The sequence below is a fragment of the Haematomicrobium sanguinis DSM 21259 genome (assembly GCF_000688395.1).
Classification (GTDB): Bacteria; Actinomycetota; Actinomycetes; order Actinomycetales; family Micrococcaceae; genus Haematomicrobium; species Haematomicrobium sanguinis.
On record NZ_JIAG01000012.1, the window covers coordinates 98,353 to 112,667 of the forward strand.

The following is a 14,315-nucleotide window of genomic DNA, read 5'->3' on the forward strand; positions in this document are numbered from 1 at the left end:
AATATAGGTGTTTTCGCCTTACCAACCCAATTCTCAGTTCGTCCGCCGCCACATGCGGTGCACACAGATACGTCATAATTCTGCCAACACCTGCCCCTTACTCGTTTTAGTTAAACGATTCGGTAGGCTGAATCCATGACCGAAACCGCACGCGCCAACGAAGGCGAACCCGCTTTCTTGGGTCTGGACATTGGCGGCACCAAAACCCAAGCATTGCTCTATCAAGGCGGCGAGATACGTGCGAACCTGCGCGTGGGTTCCACCAACGTCCAGAACGTGAGCCTTGAGCAAGCTCAGCAGAACTTTGCGGAACTCTTTGCCCAACTTCCGCCCGTGACAATCAACCGGGTCATTGCCGGTGCTGGCGGCATCGACACCGAAGCGGATGCGCAGAACCTTGCCGCGCTCATCCGGACGCACGCGCCCAACGCGGAGATCGAGGTCATCCACGATTCCCACCTCATGCTCGCAGCCGGCCGCACAGCGACCGGAATTTCGGTGATTATTGGCACCGGGACAGCGGCATGGGGACGGAAGAACGACGGCGAGTGGTCCCGTTCCGGAGGTTGGGGTTACCTTCTCGGCGACGAGGGTAGCGCCTATTGGGTCGGTCGCGAAGCGGTACGGCACGCATTGCGGGAGAACGACGCCGGACGCGAACCCGACGAGTTGACCCGCTCGCTCCTGAGGGACACCGGCGTGAGTGCACCGAGCGAATTGATCGCGAAGTTTCATTCCGACAGCACCGGCAGGCACTACTGGGCCGAACGCGCGAAATTGGTCTTTGACGCGGCCGCAGCCGGAAGCGCCGCGGCCGAGACAATCATCGAAACGGCCGCATCAGACGAAGCCCGATTGGCGCTGGATGTTTCTACCCGCCTCGGGTTGAGCGCTCCCGTGGTCCTCGGGGGCGGAATGATCGTCAACCAGCCCGTTTTGCAAGAAATGGTGACGGCGAAACTTCACGCGGCGGGGGTCACCGAGGTGCGCGTGCTGGACCAAGATCCCGTATTCGGAACCCTATTTTTGGCCGGACTCGAGTTGAAGTGAAGGAAAGAGCAGTGGACAAGACATTCTTGAGCTATGCCGATGGCAAGTTCTACCGGGACGGAAAGGAGCATCGCATCCTGGCCGGAGCGGTGCATTATTTCCGCATACACCCAGATCTCTGGGAAGACCGGTTGCGCCGGCTCAAGGCCATTGGAGCCAACACCGTGGACACCTATGTGCCGTGGAACTTCCACCAAATGCACGAGGATCAGGCCCCAGACTTCTCCGGCTGGCGCGATATTGCCGCCTATGTGCGCCTTGCTGGTGACCTCGGGCTGGACGTCATAGTTCGTCCGGGACCCTACATTTGCGCCGAATGGGACAACGGCGGATTCCCGTCCTGGTTCACCGCCAAGCCGGGAATGCGGTTGCGCTGCCATAACGAGCAATTCGAAGCGGGCATTGAATCCTGGTTTGATCAGCTGCTCCCGCAGCTAACCCCGCTCAACGCGGCCAACGGCGGACCCATCGTGGCGTATCAGATCGAAAACGAATACGGCAGTTACGGCGATGACCTCGCCTATCTGGAATGGAACAAGAAGGCACTGGAGGATCGCGGGGTCTCCGAGCTGCTCTTCACCGCCGACGGCGGCAGCGACTACTTCCTGGACGGCGGCGAAATGCCGGGCGTCCTCGCGGCAGCCACCTATGGTTCTGGCTCCAAAGACGTACTTGAGGTGTGGGGGCGCCGGCGACCCGGAGAGCCGCTACTCAACATCGAGTTCTGGTGCGGCTGGTTTGACCACTGGGGCGAACACCACCATGTGCGCAGCGCCGAAAGCGCGGCCCAAGACATTGCCACCACCCTGGACGGCGGCGGATCGGTATGCCTCTACATGGCGCACGGGGGCACAAACTTCGGTCTCTTCGCCGGTGCCAATTTTGACGTTTCTGGGCAATCGACCACGCGCATCCAACCCGATGTCACCAGCTATGACTATGACGCGCCGATCGCCGAAGACGGCACCCTCACCGACAAGTTCCATGCCATCCGGGCCGAATATGTGCGCTACAACCCAGAGGCCGCGGACGTACCTGCGGATTTGCTGGAGCCCATTGCCCGTGTGGGCGCAACCGACATTCCTATGACTCAAGGAACCGGGCTGCTGGAATTCCTGCGCTCGATGCCGCGCACCGACAGCGTGGCGCCGTTGAGCTTTGAGGCGCTCGGTCTGGATCAAGGGATGGTCCTCTACCGTACCCGAGCGATCCTTTCTAAAGGCGAGTACGCATTGCGGATCATCGACCTGCATGACCGCGCCGACATTTACATCAATGGGGAGCTCCTGGGAACCGTCGATGAGAACTCGGCCGTACCCGGTCTCGTTGTGAAGGGCGATGGCACCGAGGCAACCATTGAGATCCTGGTTGAAAACCGCGGACGCATTAACTACGGCTACCGCATCGGGGAAGGAAAGGGCATTCTTGGCCATGTCCTCTTCGGTGGGCGTAGCCTCTTCAACTGGGAGCAATACGCGATCCCGGTGGCCGAATTCGGCGAGGAAATCCTCGGCGGTCAAGGCAATGCCGCGGACTCCGGTGACGAAGCAGGCACGGCCGGTTTCGCCACCGGAACGCTCGCTCTCGAGCAGCCCAAGGACGCCTGGATTGCCACCGCAGAGTTTGGCCGCGGCTTCCTCTGGGTCAACGGTTTCCTTGCCGGCCGCTACTCGGCGGAGGGCCCACAGAAAACCCTCTATGTCCCAGCGCCGCTCTTGCGCGCCGGGGACAACACTGTGACAGTGCTCGAACTCGAGGCCCGCGGCGACAAACTCACCGTAGAAGACGGCCCAGATTACGGGCCCACCACGCCCCCGGCCAAGTAGAAAGGCCAGAAGTTCGCCTGGGGCGGGCCGCCCTGCAGCCCGCCCCATGCTACACTGATTGAAACGTGTCAATCAGTAGATTTCGGTCACCGCAGCACCCGAAGGAGGTGGAGTAAATGAGTGTTATTGCCTCGATCCATTGCGCCCACATTTACTACTACCTTCCTTGGGAGACCTCTCTTGAGTGCACCATCACATCTTGACCAATACGGCCTAACGGCCACCATTCTTGACCACTTTCAGGCCGCTCAAAAAGAGCTGCCGGACACCCCCATCTGCCTAGAGCGCATACTGCGCCGAGACAAGACCCGTTTGATTGTCACCGGCGAGCGCGGCCCGCGGGCAATCTCGCTCGGAAACAACCTCCGCGCCCCGGATGGCAGCAGCGCAACCACCGGCGATTGGGTCCTCGTCGAGGACGGCGCGGACCATGAACCCCGCGCGCTGAGGTTACTGCCCCGCACCAGCCAACTCGATCGAAAACGCGCGTTCGATGACTCGACCGAACGCCAAGTCCTGGCCGCGAATATGTCTTGGATCGGCGTCGTAATTCCGCTGGACCGCAAACTCTCGGTCAACCGCCTGGAGCGAACCCTCGTCGCCGCATGGGATTCCGGCGCCACACCGCTGATTATCCTCACCAAGGCCGACCTCTCCCGCCTTGCCGATGACGTGGTCGCTCAAGTTCGCGATCATGCACCCGGAGTTGATGTAGTGACCACCTCCGCAAGAGAGGAAGACGGATTGGACGAGTTGCGATCCCGTGTCAGGCCGGGGGAGACCTTGCTCCTGCTCGGGCCATCCGGTGCCGGAAAATCCAGCCTTATCAACGCGCTTGCCGGCCAGGACATTCAAGCCACCAGCGAGGTGCGGGAGTTAGACCAGCGCGGCAAACACACCACCACCGCACGTGAGCTCATCGCCGTCAGTGGGGGAATGGTGCTTCTCGATACCCCCGGGGTCCGCGGGTTCGCGCTCTATGATGCGCAGGACGCGCTCGGCGCCGTCTTCGAGGACATCGAGGCCCTCATGGGGCGGTGCCGCTTCAACGACTGCCAGCACAGGCGGGAGCCGGGGTGTGCCATCCGCGCGGCAATCGAATCGGGAGAGGTCTCCGAAGAACGGTTAAAGCATTACAAAAAGCTCCAGCGCGAAATGGATTTCCTTACCGATCGCAAAGCTGCCCGCCAGCGTATGAAGGCGCAACACAAGGACATGGCGAAAGGTTCGCGCGCAGCATACAAGCGCAAATATGGGGACAACCGTTGACCGGATTCCCTGCCAAAATAGCCCCTGGAAATGCCCCCCGCATGGGTTAGGGTGAAGAAAACGAGGGTCACCGGAAGGATCTGATGGAAACCGCGGACCAGCACGACCCGAATGCCCCCGCCCCGAACGCGATGATTGAATTCCGCCACGTGGCCAAGGAGTACCCCGATGGCACTCAAGCGGTGCGCGAGCTCAATTTCGACATCGAGCGCGGGAAAATCACCGTATTTGTGGGCCCTAGCGGTTGCGGTAAAACCACAACGTTGCGCATGATCAACCGCATGGTCGATCCGACCGCAGGCGAAGTACTGGTGGACGGTACCAATATCGCGACCGTCAACCCGCCGAAATTACGCCGCTCGATGGGCTATGTCATGCAGGCCGCCGGGCTGATGCCGCATCGCACTGTGGTGGACAATATCGCCACCGTTCCGCGACTGGATGGCGTGCCCAAAGCAAAGGCGAGGCAGCGTGCGCTGGAACTGATGCACGTGGTGGGGCTCGATGAGAGCCTCGCCAAGCGCTACCCGGCACAACTTTCCGGCGGCCAGCAGCAACGCGTCGGCGTGGCCCGCGCCCTCGCCGCAGATCCGCCACTCCTGCTCATGGACGAGCCCTTTAGCGCCGTGGACCCGGTGGTGCGCGCGGAGTTGCAAGCCGAGACCTTGCGTTTGCAGCGCGAATTGGGCAAGACCGTCGTCTTCGTGACTCATGACATCGATGAGGCGGTGCTCCTCGGCGATAAGATCGCGGTCTTCGGTCGCGGCGAAATCGAGCAAATCGCGTCCCCCGAGGAACTTTTGCGTGCACCGGCAACAAACTACGTCGCCGACTTCATCGGTCACGATCGCGGGTTCCGTCACCTTCAATTCTTTGCTGGGAGCGAGGCCGAAATCGACCCGATAGACACAGTGACAGTGAGAGATACCGTACCGGGTGAGGGCTGGTATTTGGTGGTTGACGCCCAGAATAAGCCGCTCGGCTGGTTTAGCCCGCAGTTGAACGGACCCAGCCAGGTTTCCGAGGACGCGATCATCCCAGGCGGTTCCCTCTTCTACGAGGGCGATAGTCTGCGCAGCGCGCTGGATTCAACCCTGTCCTCACCCGCCGGCCTCGGGGTCGCCGTAGACGGGGAGGGCAGAGTCAAAGGCGTCCTCAACGGCCGGCAAGTCTTGGACGCGGCGGGCCGTGCGGCCGGACCGCAACCGCCGGATAACGGCCCCGCAAGCACCGCGCGGGAGCCCGAGGCTTAAGATGCAGTGGCTTTTCAGCAATTTTGATCGAGTCATGGAACTGACCTGGAATCACGTGGTGCAGTCCGTGGTTCCGCTCATCCTGGCCACGATCATCGCAGTCCCGTTGGCACAATTAGCCCGACAAAACCGGGTCATCAAGGGGATATCGCTCGGCCTGAGCTCCTTCCTCTTTACACTCCCGTCGATTGCACTCTTCATCTTCTTGCCGCTGGTCCTAGGCACCAGCATCATTGACCCGATCAACGTCATCGTCGCGCTCACCATTTATGCGGTGTCGCTGTTGTTGCGGTCGGGCATCGACGCCCTGGAGAGCGTCGATGAAAGCGTCCGGCAGGCCGCCGTCGCGCTCGGCTACACGCCGCTCCGCCGGTTCTGGACGGTGGATCTCCCACTGTCCCTGCCCGTGCTCTTCGCCGGGCTTCGCGTCATCTCGGTGACCAACATCTCCCTGGTGTCGGTCGCGATCGTGATCGGCGTGCAAAATCTCGGCTACTTCTTCTCCGACGGTCTGCGCCGCGGTTTCATCACCGAAATCGTGATCGGAATCGTCTTCACCCTGATCCTGGCCCTCATCATGGACGCCATCCTGGTGCTCATCCAACGCCTGCTCACCCCGTGGGATCGCGCCACTGCGCGGACCCGCACCAAGACCCGCAAGGTCACCGAGACCGCCCAAATCGAGGCGGTGGCAGCCTCATGATCGCCGCTCGCCTCCCGCTAGCCACCCAGGAGACAAACCTCTTTAGCCAAACCTGGGCCTTCCTCACCGACCCGGAAAACTGGTCCGGTCCGCAAGGCTTCCCGGCGCGCATCGCCGAACACCTCGGCTATTCGGCCCTGGCACTTGCCATCTCGCTGGTCATCGCCGTCCCGATCGGCCTCTACATCGGCCACACCCGCAACGGCGAGAACCTCGTCACCATGCTCGCCGGGGCTCTGCGCGCCCTACCCACACTTGGCCTCGCCACTCTCTTCGTCCTACTTTCCGGACTGGGGCTCATGCCCTTCGTCTGGGCGCTCGTCATCCTGGCGGCCCCGCCGCTGATCACCAGCACCTACGCCGGGATCGCGAACGTCAACCCCGCGCTCACCGATGCGTCCCGCGCACTTGGCATGACCGAATGGCAAGTGCTCACCAAGGTCGAAATCCCCAACGGGCTCGCGGTGATGATGGGTGGTCTGCGCTCGGCGGTCCTCCAAATCGTCGCCACCACCACCATCGTGGCGATCATCAACCTGGGCGGCCTCGGCCGTTACATTTTCGACGGCATTGCCAGCAACGACTTCGCCATGGTGCTGGCAGGCGGCGTCATGGTCTCGCTGCTTGCCATCGTTTTGGACCTGGTTCTCGTTGCCATCACACGTTTCAGCGTTTCACCTGGGTTACGCCAAAGTGGCCCAAAGCGCATTAGGGTTGAGACTAAGGCCTCTGCGTGAGCCTATACATCCGCAATCCCCACTGAGGAGTTTCACTCATGGTCCCGACAAAAAAATTCACTCGTCGCGGTGCCCTTGCCGCGGCTTCCTTGGCCGTGGCGGCGCTCACCTTGAGCGCCTGCGGTGCCGGTAGCGATCCGCTGAGCAACGACGGCGATGCCAACCCCACTGCCTCGGGTTCCGGTTCGGTGGTGGTCGGCTCGGCGGACTTCCCGGAGAGCCAGATTATTGCTGAAATTTACGCCGGTGCGCTCAACGCTGCCGGTTATGACGCCTCCACCAAGCTGAGCATCGGCACCCGTGAGGCGTACTACAAGGCTGTGGAAGCGGGAGACATTGGTGTTGTCCCCGAATACACCGGAAACCTTCTGGGGTACCTGGATAAGAGCAGCACCGAGACCGACCCGCAGAAGATCGTGTCAGATATCAAGTCGGCGCTGCCGGAAACCCTCAACGTCTTGAACGCCTCGAGTGCTGAAGACAAGGACTCGATGGTCATCACCAAGGCGACAGCGGCCAAGTACAACGTGAAGAGCCTGGAGGATCTGGGTCCGGTGTGCGGCGAACTGACTTTCGGGGTGCCCCCCGAGTTTGCCGATCGACCCTACGGCAGTGCGGGACTGAAGGAAAAGTACAACTGCGTGCCTGCCAAGTTTGAGCCCATTGGCGACAGCGGCGGTCCGCTGACGCTGAAGGCCCTCCTGGAGGACAACGTGCAGGTGGCAGACCTTTTCAGCACCGATCCGGCCATCGCTGCCAATGATCTGGTGGTCCTAGAAGATCCCAAGTTCAACTTCACCCCGCAAAACGTGATTCCGCTGGTGAACACGAAGGAGTTCCCGGAGGGTGCGGCCGCCGTGCTGAACAAGGTCTCCGAGACGCTCACCACCGAGGACTTGATCAAGCTCAACGAGCAGGTGTCCGGGGATGAGAAGCGGAATCCGGAGGATGCCGCCGCCGATTGGTTGAAGGAGAAGGGCTTCACGTCCTAGCTGAGGGTGACTGTAATTTGCTCATTACAGTCACTCACGTGTGCCCGTGACCGTCATCGTGTGATTGCGGTCACGGGCACACGCGCATCTTTGTGAAATAGTTTCTTCATGGACAAGTACACCCAATCTGCCAAGCTCCACAACGTCCTTTATGACATTCGCGGCCCGCTCCTAGAGCATGCCCAGCGAATGGAGGCAGAGGGTCACCGGATCATGAAGCTGAACATCGGCAATCCGGCGCCCTTCGGGTTTGAGGCCCCGGACGCGGTGCTTGTCGACATGATTCGCCACTTGCCCAACGCGCAGGGCTATAGCGACTCCCGCGGCATATTCTCGGCGCGCACCGCCGTCGTGCAGTATTACCAGGGCCAAGGTATCCACAACATTGATGTGGATGATGTGTACCTGGGCAACGGTGTCAGCGAGTTGATCACGCTCTCGCTGATGGCGCTGCTCGATTCGGGGGATGAAATCCTTGTGCCGACCCCGGATTACCCGCTGTGGACCGCGTCGGTGAGCTTGGCCGGGGGGCGCCCGGTACATTACCTGTGTGATGAGGACGACCACTGGTACCCGGACATTGAGGACTTGAGCTCCAAGATCACTCCGCACACCAAGGGGATTGTGGTCATTAACCCCAATAACCCCACCGGCGCTGTCTACCCGGAACACATTCTCCAGCAGATTGTTGATCTTGCCCGGGAACACGGGTTGATTGTCTTCGCCGACGAAATTTACGAAAAGATTCTTTACGACGACGCCGTCCACGTGAACATCGCGAAACTGTGCGGTGATGACGTCTTGTGCCTGACCTTCAGCGGTCTGTCGAAGGCGTACCGCATTGCCGGGTATCGCAGCGGGTGGATGGCCATTTCCGGGCCCAAGGCCGAGGCCGCTGACTACATTGAGGGCATCAACCTGCTGGCCAATATGCGATTGTGCGCCAATGTGCCCGCGCAACATGCGATTCAGACCGCGCTGGGCGGATACCAAAGTATCAACGACCTCATCCTCCCGGGAGGCCGGCTCAAGGAACAACGCGATACGGCCTACCGTCTGCTCACCGACATTCCCGGGGTGACCTGCGAGATCGCACAAGGCGCGCTCTACCTGTTCCCGAAGCTCGACCCCGAGGTCTATCCTATCGAAGACGATGAACAGTTCGCCCTGGAACTGCTCAAGGAACAGAAAATCCTCATCTCCCACGGTCGCGCGTTCAACTGGGTGCGCCCGGATCACTTCCGCATGGTGACGCTGCCAAGCGTGGGGGATATTGAAGAGGCGATCTCCCGGCTTGCGACATTCCTTGGCCGGTACACCTAAGCTAGAGGTAATTCCACGAGCGGGGAAAGGACCGACATGGCCAAAAACCTTGTGACCTTCAGCGAATCGCCCACCGAGCTGTTGCGTGCGACTCCCGATTTTGATTTGGCGTCCATCGACACCTCCAGTACACCGGGATTCACCGGCAAGAAGCGCGACGGCGAAAAGCTGCTCGCCGCCGGCGCCACCGAGCTCGCCGACCTGCAAGAGCAGCTCTTTGCTAACGGAAAGTTTGGCGACAACCGCTCGGTGCTCTTGATCCTGCAGGCCATGGACACCGCCGGCAAGGGCGGCATCACCAAACACGTGGTCGGTGCCGTGGACCCGCAAGGCGTTTCCTACCACGCGTTCAAGGCGCCCACGGAGGAGGAGAAACAGCACGATTTCCTGTGGCGAATTGAAAAGCAGGTCCCGGCACGCGGCATGATCGGGGTATTCGACCGCTCACAATACGAAGATGTGCTCATTCACCGGGTGCGCAAGTTCTCCCCGCCAGAAGAGATCGAGCGCCGCTACGGGGCCATTGTCGACTTCGAAAACAACCTCGCCGCGGCCGGCACCAAGGTCATCAAGGTGATGCTCCACATCTCCAGCGCAACCCAAAAGGAGAGACTCACGGAGCGCCTGGATCGCGAAGACAAATGGTGGAAGTACAGCCCCGGGGACGTCGACGAGCGTCTTTTGTGGCCGGCATATCAAGAGGCGTACCAGATAGCCATAGAGCGTACGACGACGGATACCTCACCATGGTTTGTGGTTCCGGCAGACCGCAAGTGGTACGCGCGCATCGCCGTGCAACAACTACTCTTGGATGCGCTCCGATCCTTTGACCTGGGCTGGCCGGAGGCAGACTTCGACGTCGCCGAAGAAAAGAAACGGCTCGCCGCCACCTAGATACTCCGGCTCACCCTCGTCCCGGGTTGACCGCAAGCGCGTGTGCGTGAGGATTTAGTCGTCGGAGTCGGGGTAATCGTCCTCGGAATCGTCGTCGACTAACTCGCCGTCGACATCCGGCCTCGCCTGCTCAATGCGTTCGCGCGCCCCGGAGAGCCAGGATTCGCACCGATTGGCCAGCGCCTCGCCGCGCTCCCACAACTGGAGGGACTGCTCCAGTGTGGCACCCCCGGTTTCCAGCTGCGAGACAACCGCTACGAGTTCCTCACGCGCCTCCTCATAGGAGAGCGCTGCCACATCCGTATTCGTCGTTCTTTCCGCCATTACTCTTACCTTTCCTGCCGGGCCACGGCAGATTGGTCTTGCTCCACGATTCCGGTGCTGAGGGCACCAAACTTTCCATCCGCGACCCGCACACTCAGCCCCGTGCCATCCGGAACCTGCGCTGTGGAACGCACCAGATCGCCGTCGTTGGTCAGAACTACCGCGTAACCGCGCTCCAACGTTTGCAACGGGGAGAGCGCGCGGACCTGCCCGCGCAAGTTGTCAATGGCGGATTGCGCACGTTCGACGAGCCTGATCGTGGCGTGGTGCGAGCGCTCGCGCAACCGGTCGACATCCTGCTGCCGGACCTCCACCATCCCCATGGGGTAAGCGAGAGCCGGCCGAGAGCGCAGGGCGTTAATGCGCTCGGATTCGCGGGTCAGCTGGTGCAGCACGAGCCGGGTGAGGTGTTCCTTGGCGCCCTGGATGCGGGCCATTTCCTCGGCCATGTCTGGCACGATGCGTTTGGCGGCATCGGTGGGCGTGGACGCGCGGAGATCGGCAACCTCGTCCAAGATGGGCCGATCCGCCTCATGGCCAATGGCGGAGACGATCGGCGTTTGGGCGGCGGCGACCGCGCGCACCAGGCTCTCGTTGCTGAAGGCTAAAAGGTCCTCGAGACTGCCGCCGCCGCGGGCGATGACGATGACGTCGATGTCCTCGCGAGAGTCGAGCTCCTGAAGAGCTTGGGTGACTTGTGCTACCGCGGTGTTTCCTTGGACCGCGACCTCGCGCACCTCGAACTGCACGGCGGGCCAGCGGAGGGTCGCGTTGCGGATGACATCTTTCATGGCGTCCGAGTCGCGACCGGTGATCAGGCCGACGCGGGAGGGCAGGAGCGGGAGCGGCCTTTTGCGTTCGGCGGCAAAGAGTCCTTCGGCGGCGAGGGCTTGTTTGAGCCGTTCGATGCGAGCGAGAAGGTCCCCGAGCCCCACCGGACGGATGTCTTGGGCCTGCATGCTCAGCCGCCCGGACTTGAGCCAAAAACCGGCCTTGACATGCGCCACCACATGCGAACCCCGCTCCAACGGCGCGGTAGTGCGGGAAATGACATTGCCGAACGCGGAGAGGGGGAGCGACATTTCCTGATTGAGATCCCGCAACGTCAGGAAGTTCATATTGCCGCGCAAGTTCAGTTCGATAATCTGCCCCTCAATCCAGGCGGCGGGGGCCCGCTCAATGTGTGCCTTGAGCTTTTGCGAGAGAACGTGGAGCGGCCAGGGCGCGTCTGGCGTGGTGTCGGCGGCGCGTTCGGGAAGCGTGCTGGGTTCCTGCTTCTGGCTCTGGGTGTCGCCAGCGTCAAAGTCCACGATGCCTCCCTGGAAAAATGTATCTCTACTATCAATACCAGCCGGCACCGACATTCTGGGTGTGTGCGGCGCCGGTTGTGGAAAACATTCACCGGTAGGGCTCGAAGCAAACCGATAGAATCAGCGGAGAACGTCCCGATCTGAATCCCTAGCGAGTGTGCATGAGAAAAGCGTTGGCCCCCACCCTGGTTATTATTGGTCTCCTTTTTCTGGCGGTGGGCATCCCCGGCGTCTGGGTGCAAAACAATATCGTCTCCTCGGACGGCTTTGTGGCGCTCAACCGCGGTGTGGGGACGGACGATAATTTTCGTACCGTGTTAGTCACCGAAGCCGTGGACAGTGTCGGCGGGGACTTGCAGGCGCCGCAAGAAATCATCGATCTAGCTCAGAGAGCGTTGAGCACCGCGGTGAAAGACGTGCAGAGCTGGCCCGAGTACCCGGCGGCGTTCGATGAGACAATCAGGAGTTCGCACGTGGCGCTGTTCCCGGAGGACGGGTCGCAGGCACAGCCGCAACTGGCGCTGGATATCGCACCCATTGTGAGTATGGCGGTGCAAAAACTGGTGCCCGGCGTTGACCTGCAAGGCACCCAGCGCGGCCCGATGTACCAGTCGCTGAGCTCCCAGAACCCGTCAAACGTGGTGAATCTAGCGAGGAGCGTGGGGTCCGTGGGACTGCCGCTCGCGACTGCCGGGGGAGTCATGCTGGTCATCGGCATTGCCATTGGGGTGCGCAAAGGCACCATGATGATTGTCGCTGGGATTGGGGGTTTGCTTGTCGCCGGGGCGCATTGGCTGGTGATTCCCGTCGCCTCGACGGTCATGAACCAATTCACCTCGAGCAATGAACTCGCCAACGCCTACATTGCCGCGCTGATGCCATCCATTGAGCGTAGTCTGGGGGCCTGGGTGGTCATCGAGGCATTGGTTGCGGGCGGGCTGCTGGTTGTCGGTATTGTGCTCAATCTCCTATTCAAGCCCTCGGCCGGTAATCGGCGGGTCGCTAGAATGGAAGCATGAGTTCCACCGTTTCTGTGCCTATGCCCACCGTGCCGCGTGCACGGCGTTCCCGTGACGAGGTAGAGGCGGCGTCCCCGGTAGCCGGGGCGAAACAGGTGAAGTTGGCGGCGCCTCGCGGGTACTGTGCGGGTGTGGACCGCGCCGTCATTGCGGTGGAGAAAGCGCTGGAGCACTACGGGCCTCCCGTGTATGTGCGCAAGCAGATTGTCCACAACCAGCATGTGGTCTCTACGCTGGAGGATCGCGGAGCGATCTTTGTGGATGAGACCGATGAGGTCCCCGAGGGCGCTCTTATTATCTTTTCCGCGCACGGGGTGTCCCCGGCTGTGGTTCAGTCCGCCGAGGACCGCGGCCTGCGCACCATTGACGCAACCTGCCCGCTGGTGACCAAGGTGCATCGCGAGGCGGTGCGCTTTGCCCGGGACGACTATGAAATCCTGCTCATCGGCCACGAGGGGCATGAGGAAGTTGAGGGCACCTACGGTGAGGCCCCGAATCACACCCAGATCGTGAATTCGCCGGACGAGGCCGATACCATCACGGTCAAGGATCCGGACAAGCTGATCTGGCTTTCGCAGACCACGCTCTCGGTGGACGAGACGATGGAAACGGTGCAGCGTCTGCGCGCCCGCTTCCCCAATCTGCAAGATCCGCCCAGCGATGACATTTGCTATGCCACTTCCAACCGCCAAGCGGCGATCAAAAAGATCGCGCCCGAGGCCGACCTGGTGATTGTGGTCGGCTCGGCCAACTCCTCGAACTCGGTGCGATTGGTCGAGGTTGCCCTCGAATACGGCGCCAAGGACGCGCACCGGGTGGACTTCGCGAGCGAGGTGGACGAGTCCTGGTTCGAAGGGGCGCGCACCGTCGGTGTAACTTCCGGCGCGTCGGTGCCCGAGGTGCTGGTCCAAGACGTGCTCAATCTCCTGGCCGAGTACGGCTATGGGGACGTCGAGGAAGTCGTCACCGCCGAAGAGGACATTATCTTTTCTCTGCCTAAGGAGATCCGCGCCGCGCTCAAGGCGATGGGGGACGATTCCCGCGCCCTCGGCGGCCGCCGCTCCTCGTCTACGTAGCGCGACACGCCGAGTGCGCGCGCGTTTCCTCGGCGTGTCGCGCTACACAGATGTCCGGCGCGGTGCCCTGAAGTACGACGGCGCGTGGTCACCTGCCCGAGCACCTCACCCGGCCATCGGTGCCAGCAGGCGAAAGCCCGCCCTGCTTTCGCCGCCCCACTTCGCCGAGCCCACTTCGCCGAGTCGGCAGATAATCCGCTAATGACCCGAGTGGTTTCAAGGGGCTAGTGCAACACCTGAGTTTTTTGGAGTGTGTGTCGTGCCTGCTGTGATTCCGTGGTGGAAGGTTTCGTTGTGCCTTGATTTGCTTGCTCGGGGTGTTTCCGCGGTGCGGGTGGCTGAGCGTGTCGGGGTGGCGCGCACGAGTGTGAACAGGTTTGCCAGACTGGCTGGTATGGAACTGGTGTATGGCTCCCGCGGGGGCATGACGGGTCCTCGTGTACCGGACACGGCGTTGATGGAGAGCGGCGGGGGCGTGAGGGCGCGGGGGAGGGCGTATTCGCGGTTGAGTTTTGAGCAGCGAGTCATTCTTCAAACCG

General features: G+C 61.5%; 13 protein-coding genes. 11 read left to right on the plus strand and 2 right to left on the minus strand.

Going from position 1 to position 14,315, the window contains the following annotated elements; translation table 11 throughout:
* Positions 1-135: 135 nt before the first annotated feature.
* The 9 genes from O148_RS0111350 (at position 136) to O148_RS0111390 (ending at position 10,047) form a co-directional block, all read left to right on the plus strand.
* Positions 136-1,050 carry an N-acetylglucosamine kinase gene (locus tag O148_RS0111350; RefSeq protein ID WP_026531012.1) on the plus strand — a complete coding sequence of 305 codons (915 nt, stop codon included), beginning with the start codon at positions 136-138 and terminating at the stop codon, positions 1,048-1,050.
* An 11-nt stretch (positions 1,051-1,061) separates the two neighbouring features.
* Positions 1,062-2,876 (plus strand): glycoside hydrolase family 35 protein, encoded by a 1,815-nt coding sequence (locus tag O148_RS0111355; RefSeq protein WP_026531013.1) that lies wholly within the window; start codon positions 1,062-1,064, stop codon positions 2,874-2,876.
* Positions 2,877-3,056: 180 nt separating this feature from the next.
* Positions 3,057-4,145: a ribosome small subunit-dependent GTPase A gene (rsgA, locus tag O148_RS16280; protein WP_051620132.1), complete on the plus strand. Its 1,089-nt coding sequence runs from the start codon at positions 3,057-3,059 to the stop codon at positions 4,143-4,145.
* A gap of 83 nt (positions 4,146-4,228) precedes the next feature.
* Positions 4,229-5,398, plus strand: a complete 1,170-nt coding sequence (locus tag O148_RS16285; protein WP_075204356.1) for an ABC transporter ATP-binding protein — start codon at positions 4,229-4,231, stop codon at positions 5,396-5,398.
* A gap of 1 nt (position 5,399) precedes the next feature.
* The gene (locus O148_RS16290; RefSeq protein WP_051620133.1) at positions 5,400-6,101 is read left to right on the plus strand and encodes an ABC transporter permease; all 702 of its coding nucleotides are present in this window, start codon (positions 5,400-5,402) and stop codon (positions 6,099-6,101) included.
* On the plus strand, positions 6,098-6,838 hold the full coding sequence (locus O148_RS16295) for an ABC transporter permease (RefSeq protein WP_051620134.1): 741 nt from the start codon (positions 6,098-6,100) through the stop codon (positions 6,836-6,838). Before O148_RS16290 ends, O148_RS16295 begins: the two co-directional genes overlap by 4 nt.
* A gap of 38 nt (positions 6,839-6,876) precedes the next feature.
* Positions 6,877-7,830 carry an ABC transporter substrate-binding protein gene (locus tag O148_RS0111380; RefSeq protein ID WP_026531014.1) on the plus strand — a complete coding sequence of 318 codons (954 nt, stop codon included), beginning with the start codon at positions 6,877-6,879 and terminating at the stop codon, positions 7,828-7,830.
* Positions 7,831-7,938: 108 nt separating this feature from the next.
* Positions 7,939-9,153 carry a pyridoxal phosphate-dependent aminotransferase gene (locus tag O148_RS0111385; RefSeq protein ID WP_026531015.1) on the plus strand — a complete coding sequence of 405 codons (1,215 nt, stop codon included), beginning with the start codon at positions 7,939-7,941 and terminating at the stop codon, positions 9,151-9,153.
* A gap of 36 nt (positions 9,154-9,189) precedes the next feature.
* Complete coding sequence (locus O148_RS0111390; RefSeq protein WP_051620135.1) at positions 9,190-10,047, plus strand: PPK2 family polyphosphate kinase; 858 nt, start codon at positions 9,190-9,192, stop codon at positions 10,045-10,047.
* A gap of 54 nt (positions 10,048-10,101) precedes the next feature.
* Here the strand turns inward: O148_RS0111390 and O148_RS0111395 are convergent, their stop codons facing one another.
* On the minus strand, positions 10,102-10,371 hold the full coding sequence (locus O148_RS0111395; RefSeq protein WP_026531017.1) for an exodeoxyribonuclease VII small subunit: 270 nt from the start codon (positions 10,369-10,371) through the stop codon (positions 10,102-10,104).
* A 5-nt stretch (positions 10,372-10,376) separates the two neighbouring features.
* Positions 10,377-11,681 carry an exodeoxyribonuclease VII large subunit gene (gene xseA, locus O148_RS0111400; protein ID WP_026531018.1) on the minus strand — a complete coding sequence of 435 codons (1,305 nt, stop codon included), beginning with the start codon at positions 11,679-11,681 and terminating at the stop codon, positions 10,377-10,379.
* A gap of 161 nt (positions 11,682-11,842) precedes the next feature.
* On the opposite strand from xseA, the gene O148_RS17190 reads away from it, so the two are divergent.
* Positions 11,843-12,700, plus strand: coding sequence for a hypothetical protein (locus O148_RS17190; RefSeq protein WP_157374626.1), 858 nt, complete (start codon positions 11,843-11,845; stop codon positions 12,698-12,700).
* Entirely contained in the window at positions 12,697-13,776 is a 1,080-nt protein-coding gene (locus tag O148_RS0111410; RefSeq protein WP_026531019.1) for a 4-hydroxy-3-methylbut-2-enyl diphosphate reductase, read from the plus strand. Before O148_RS17190 ends, O148_RS0111410 begins: the two co-directional genes overlap by 4 nt.
* The last annotated feature ends 539 nt before the right edge of the window (positions 13,777-14,315 follow it).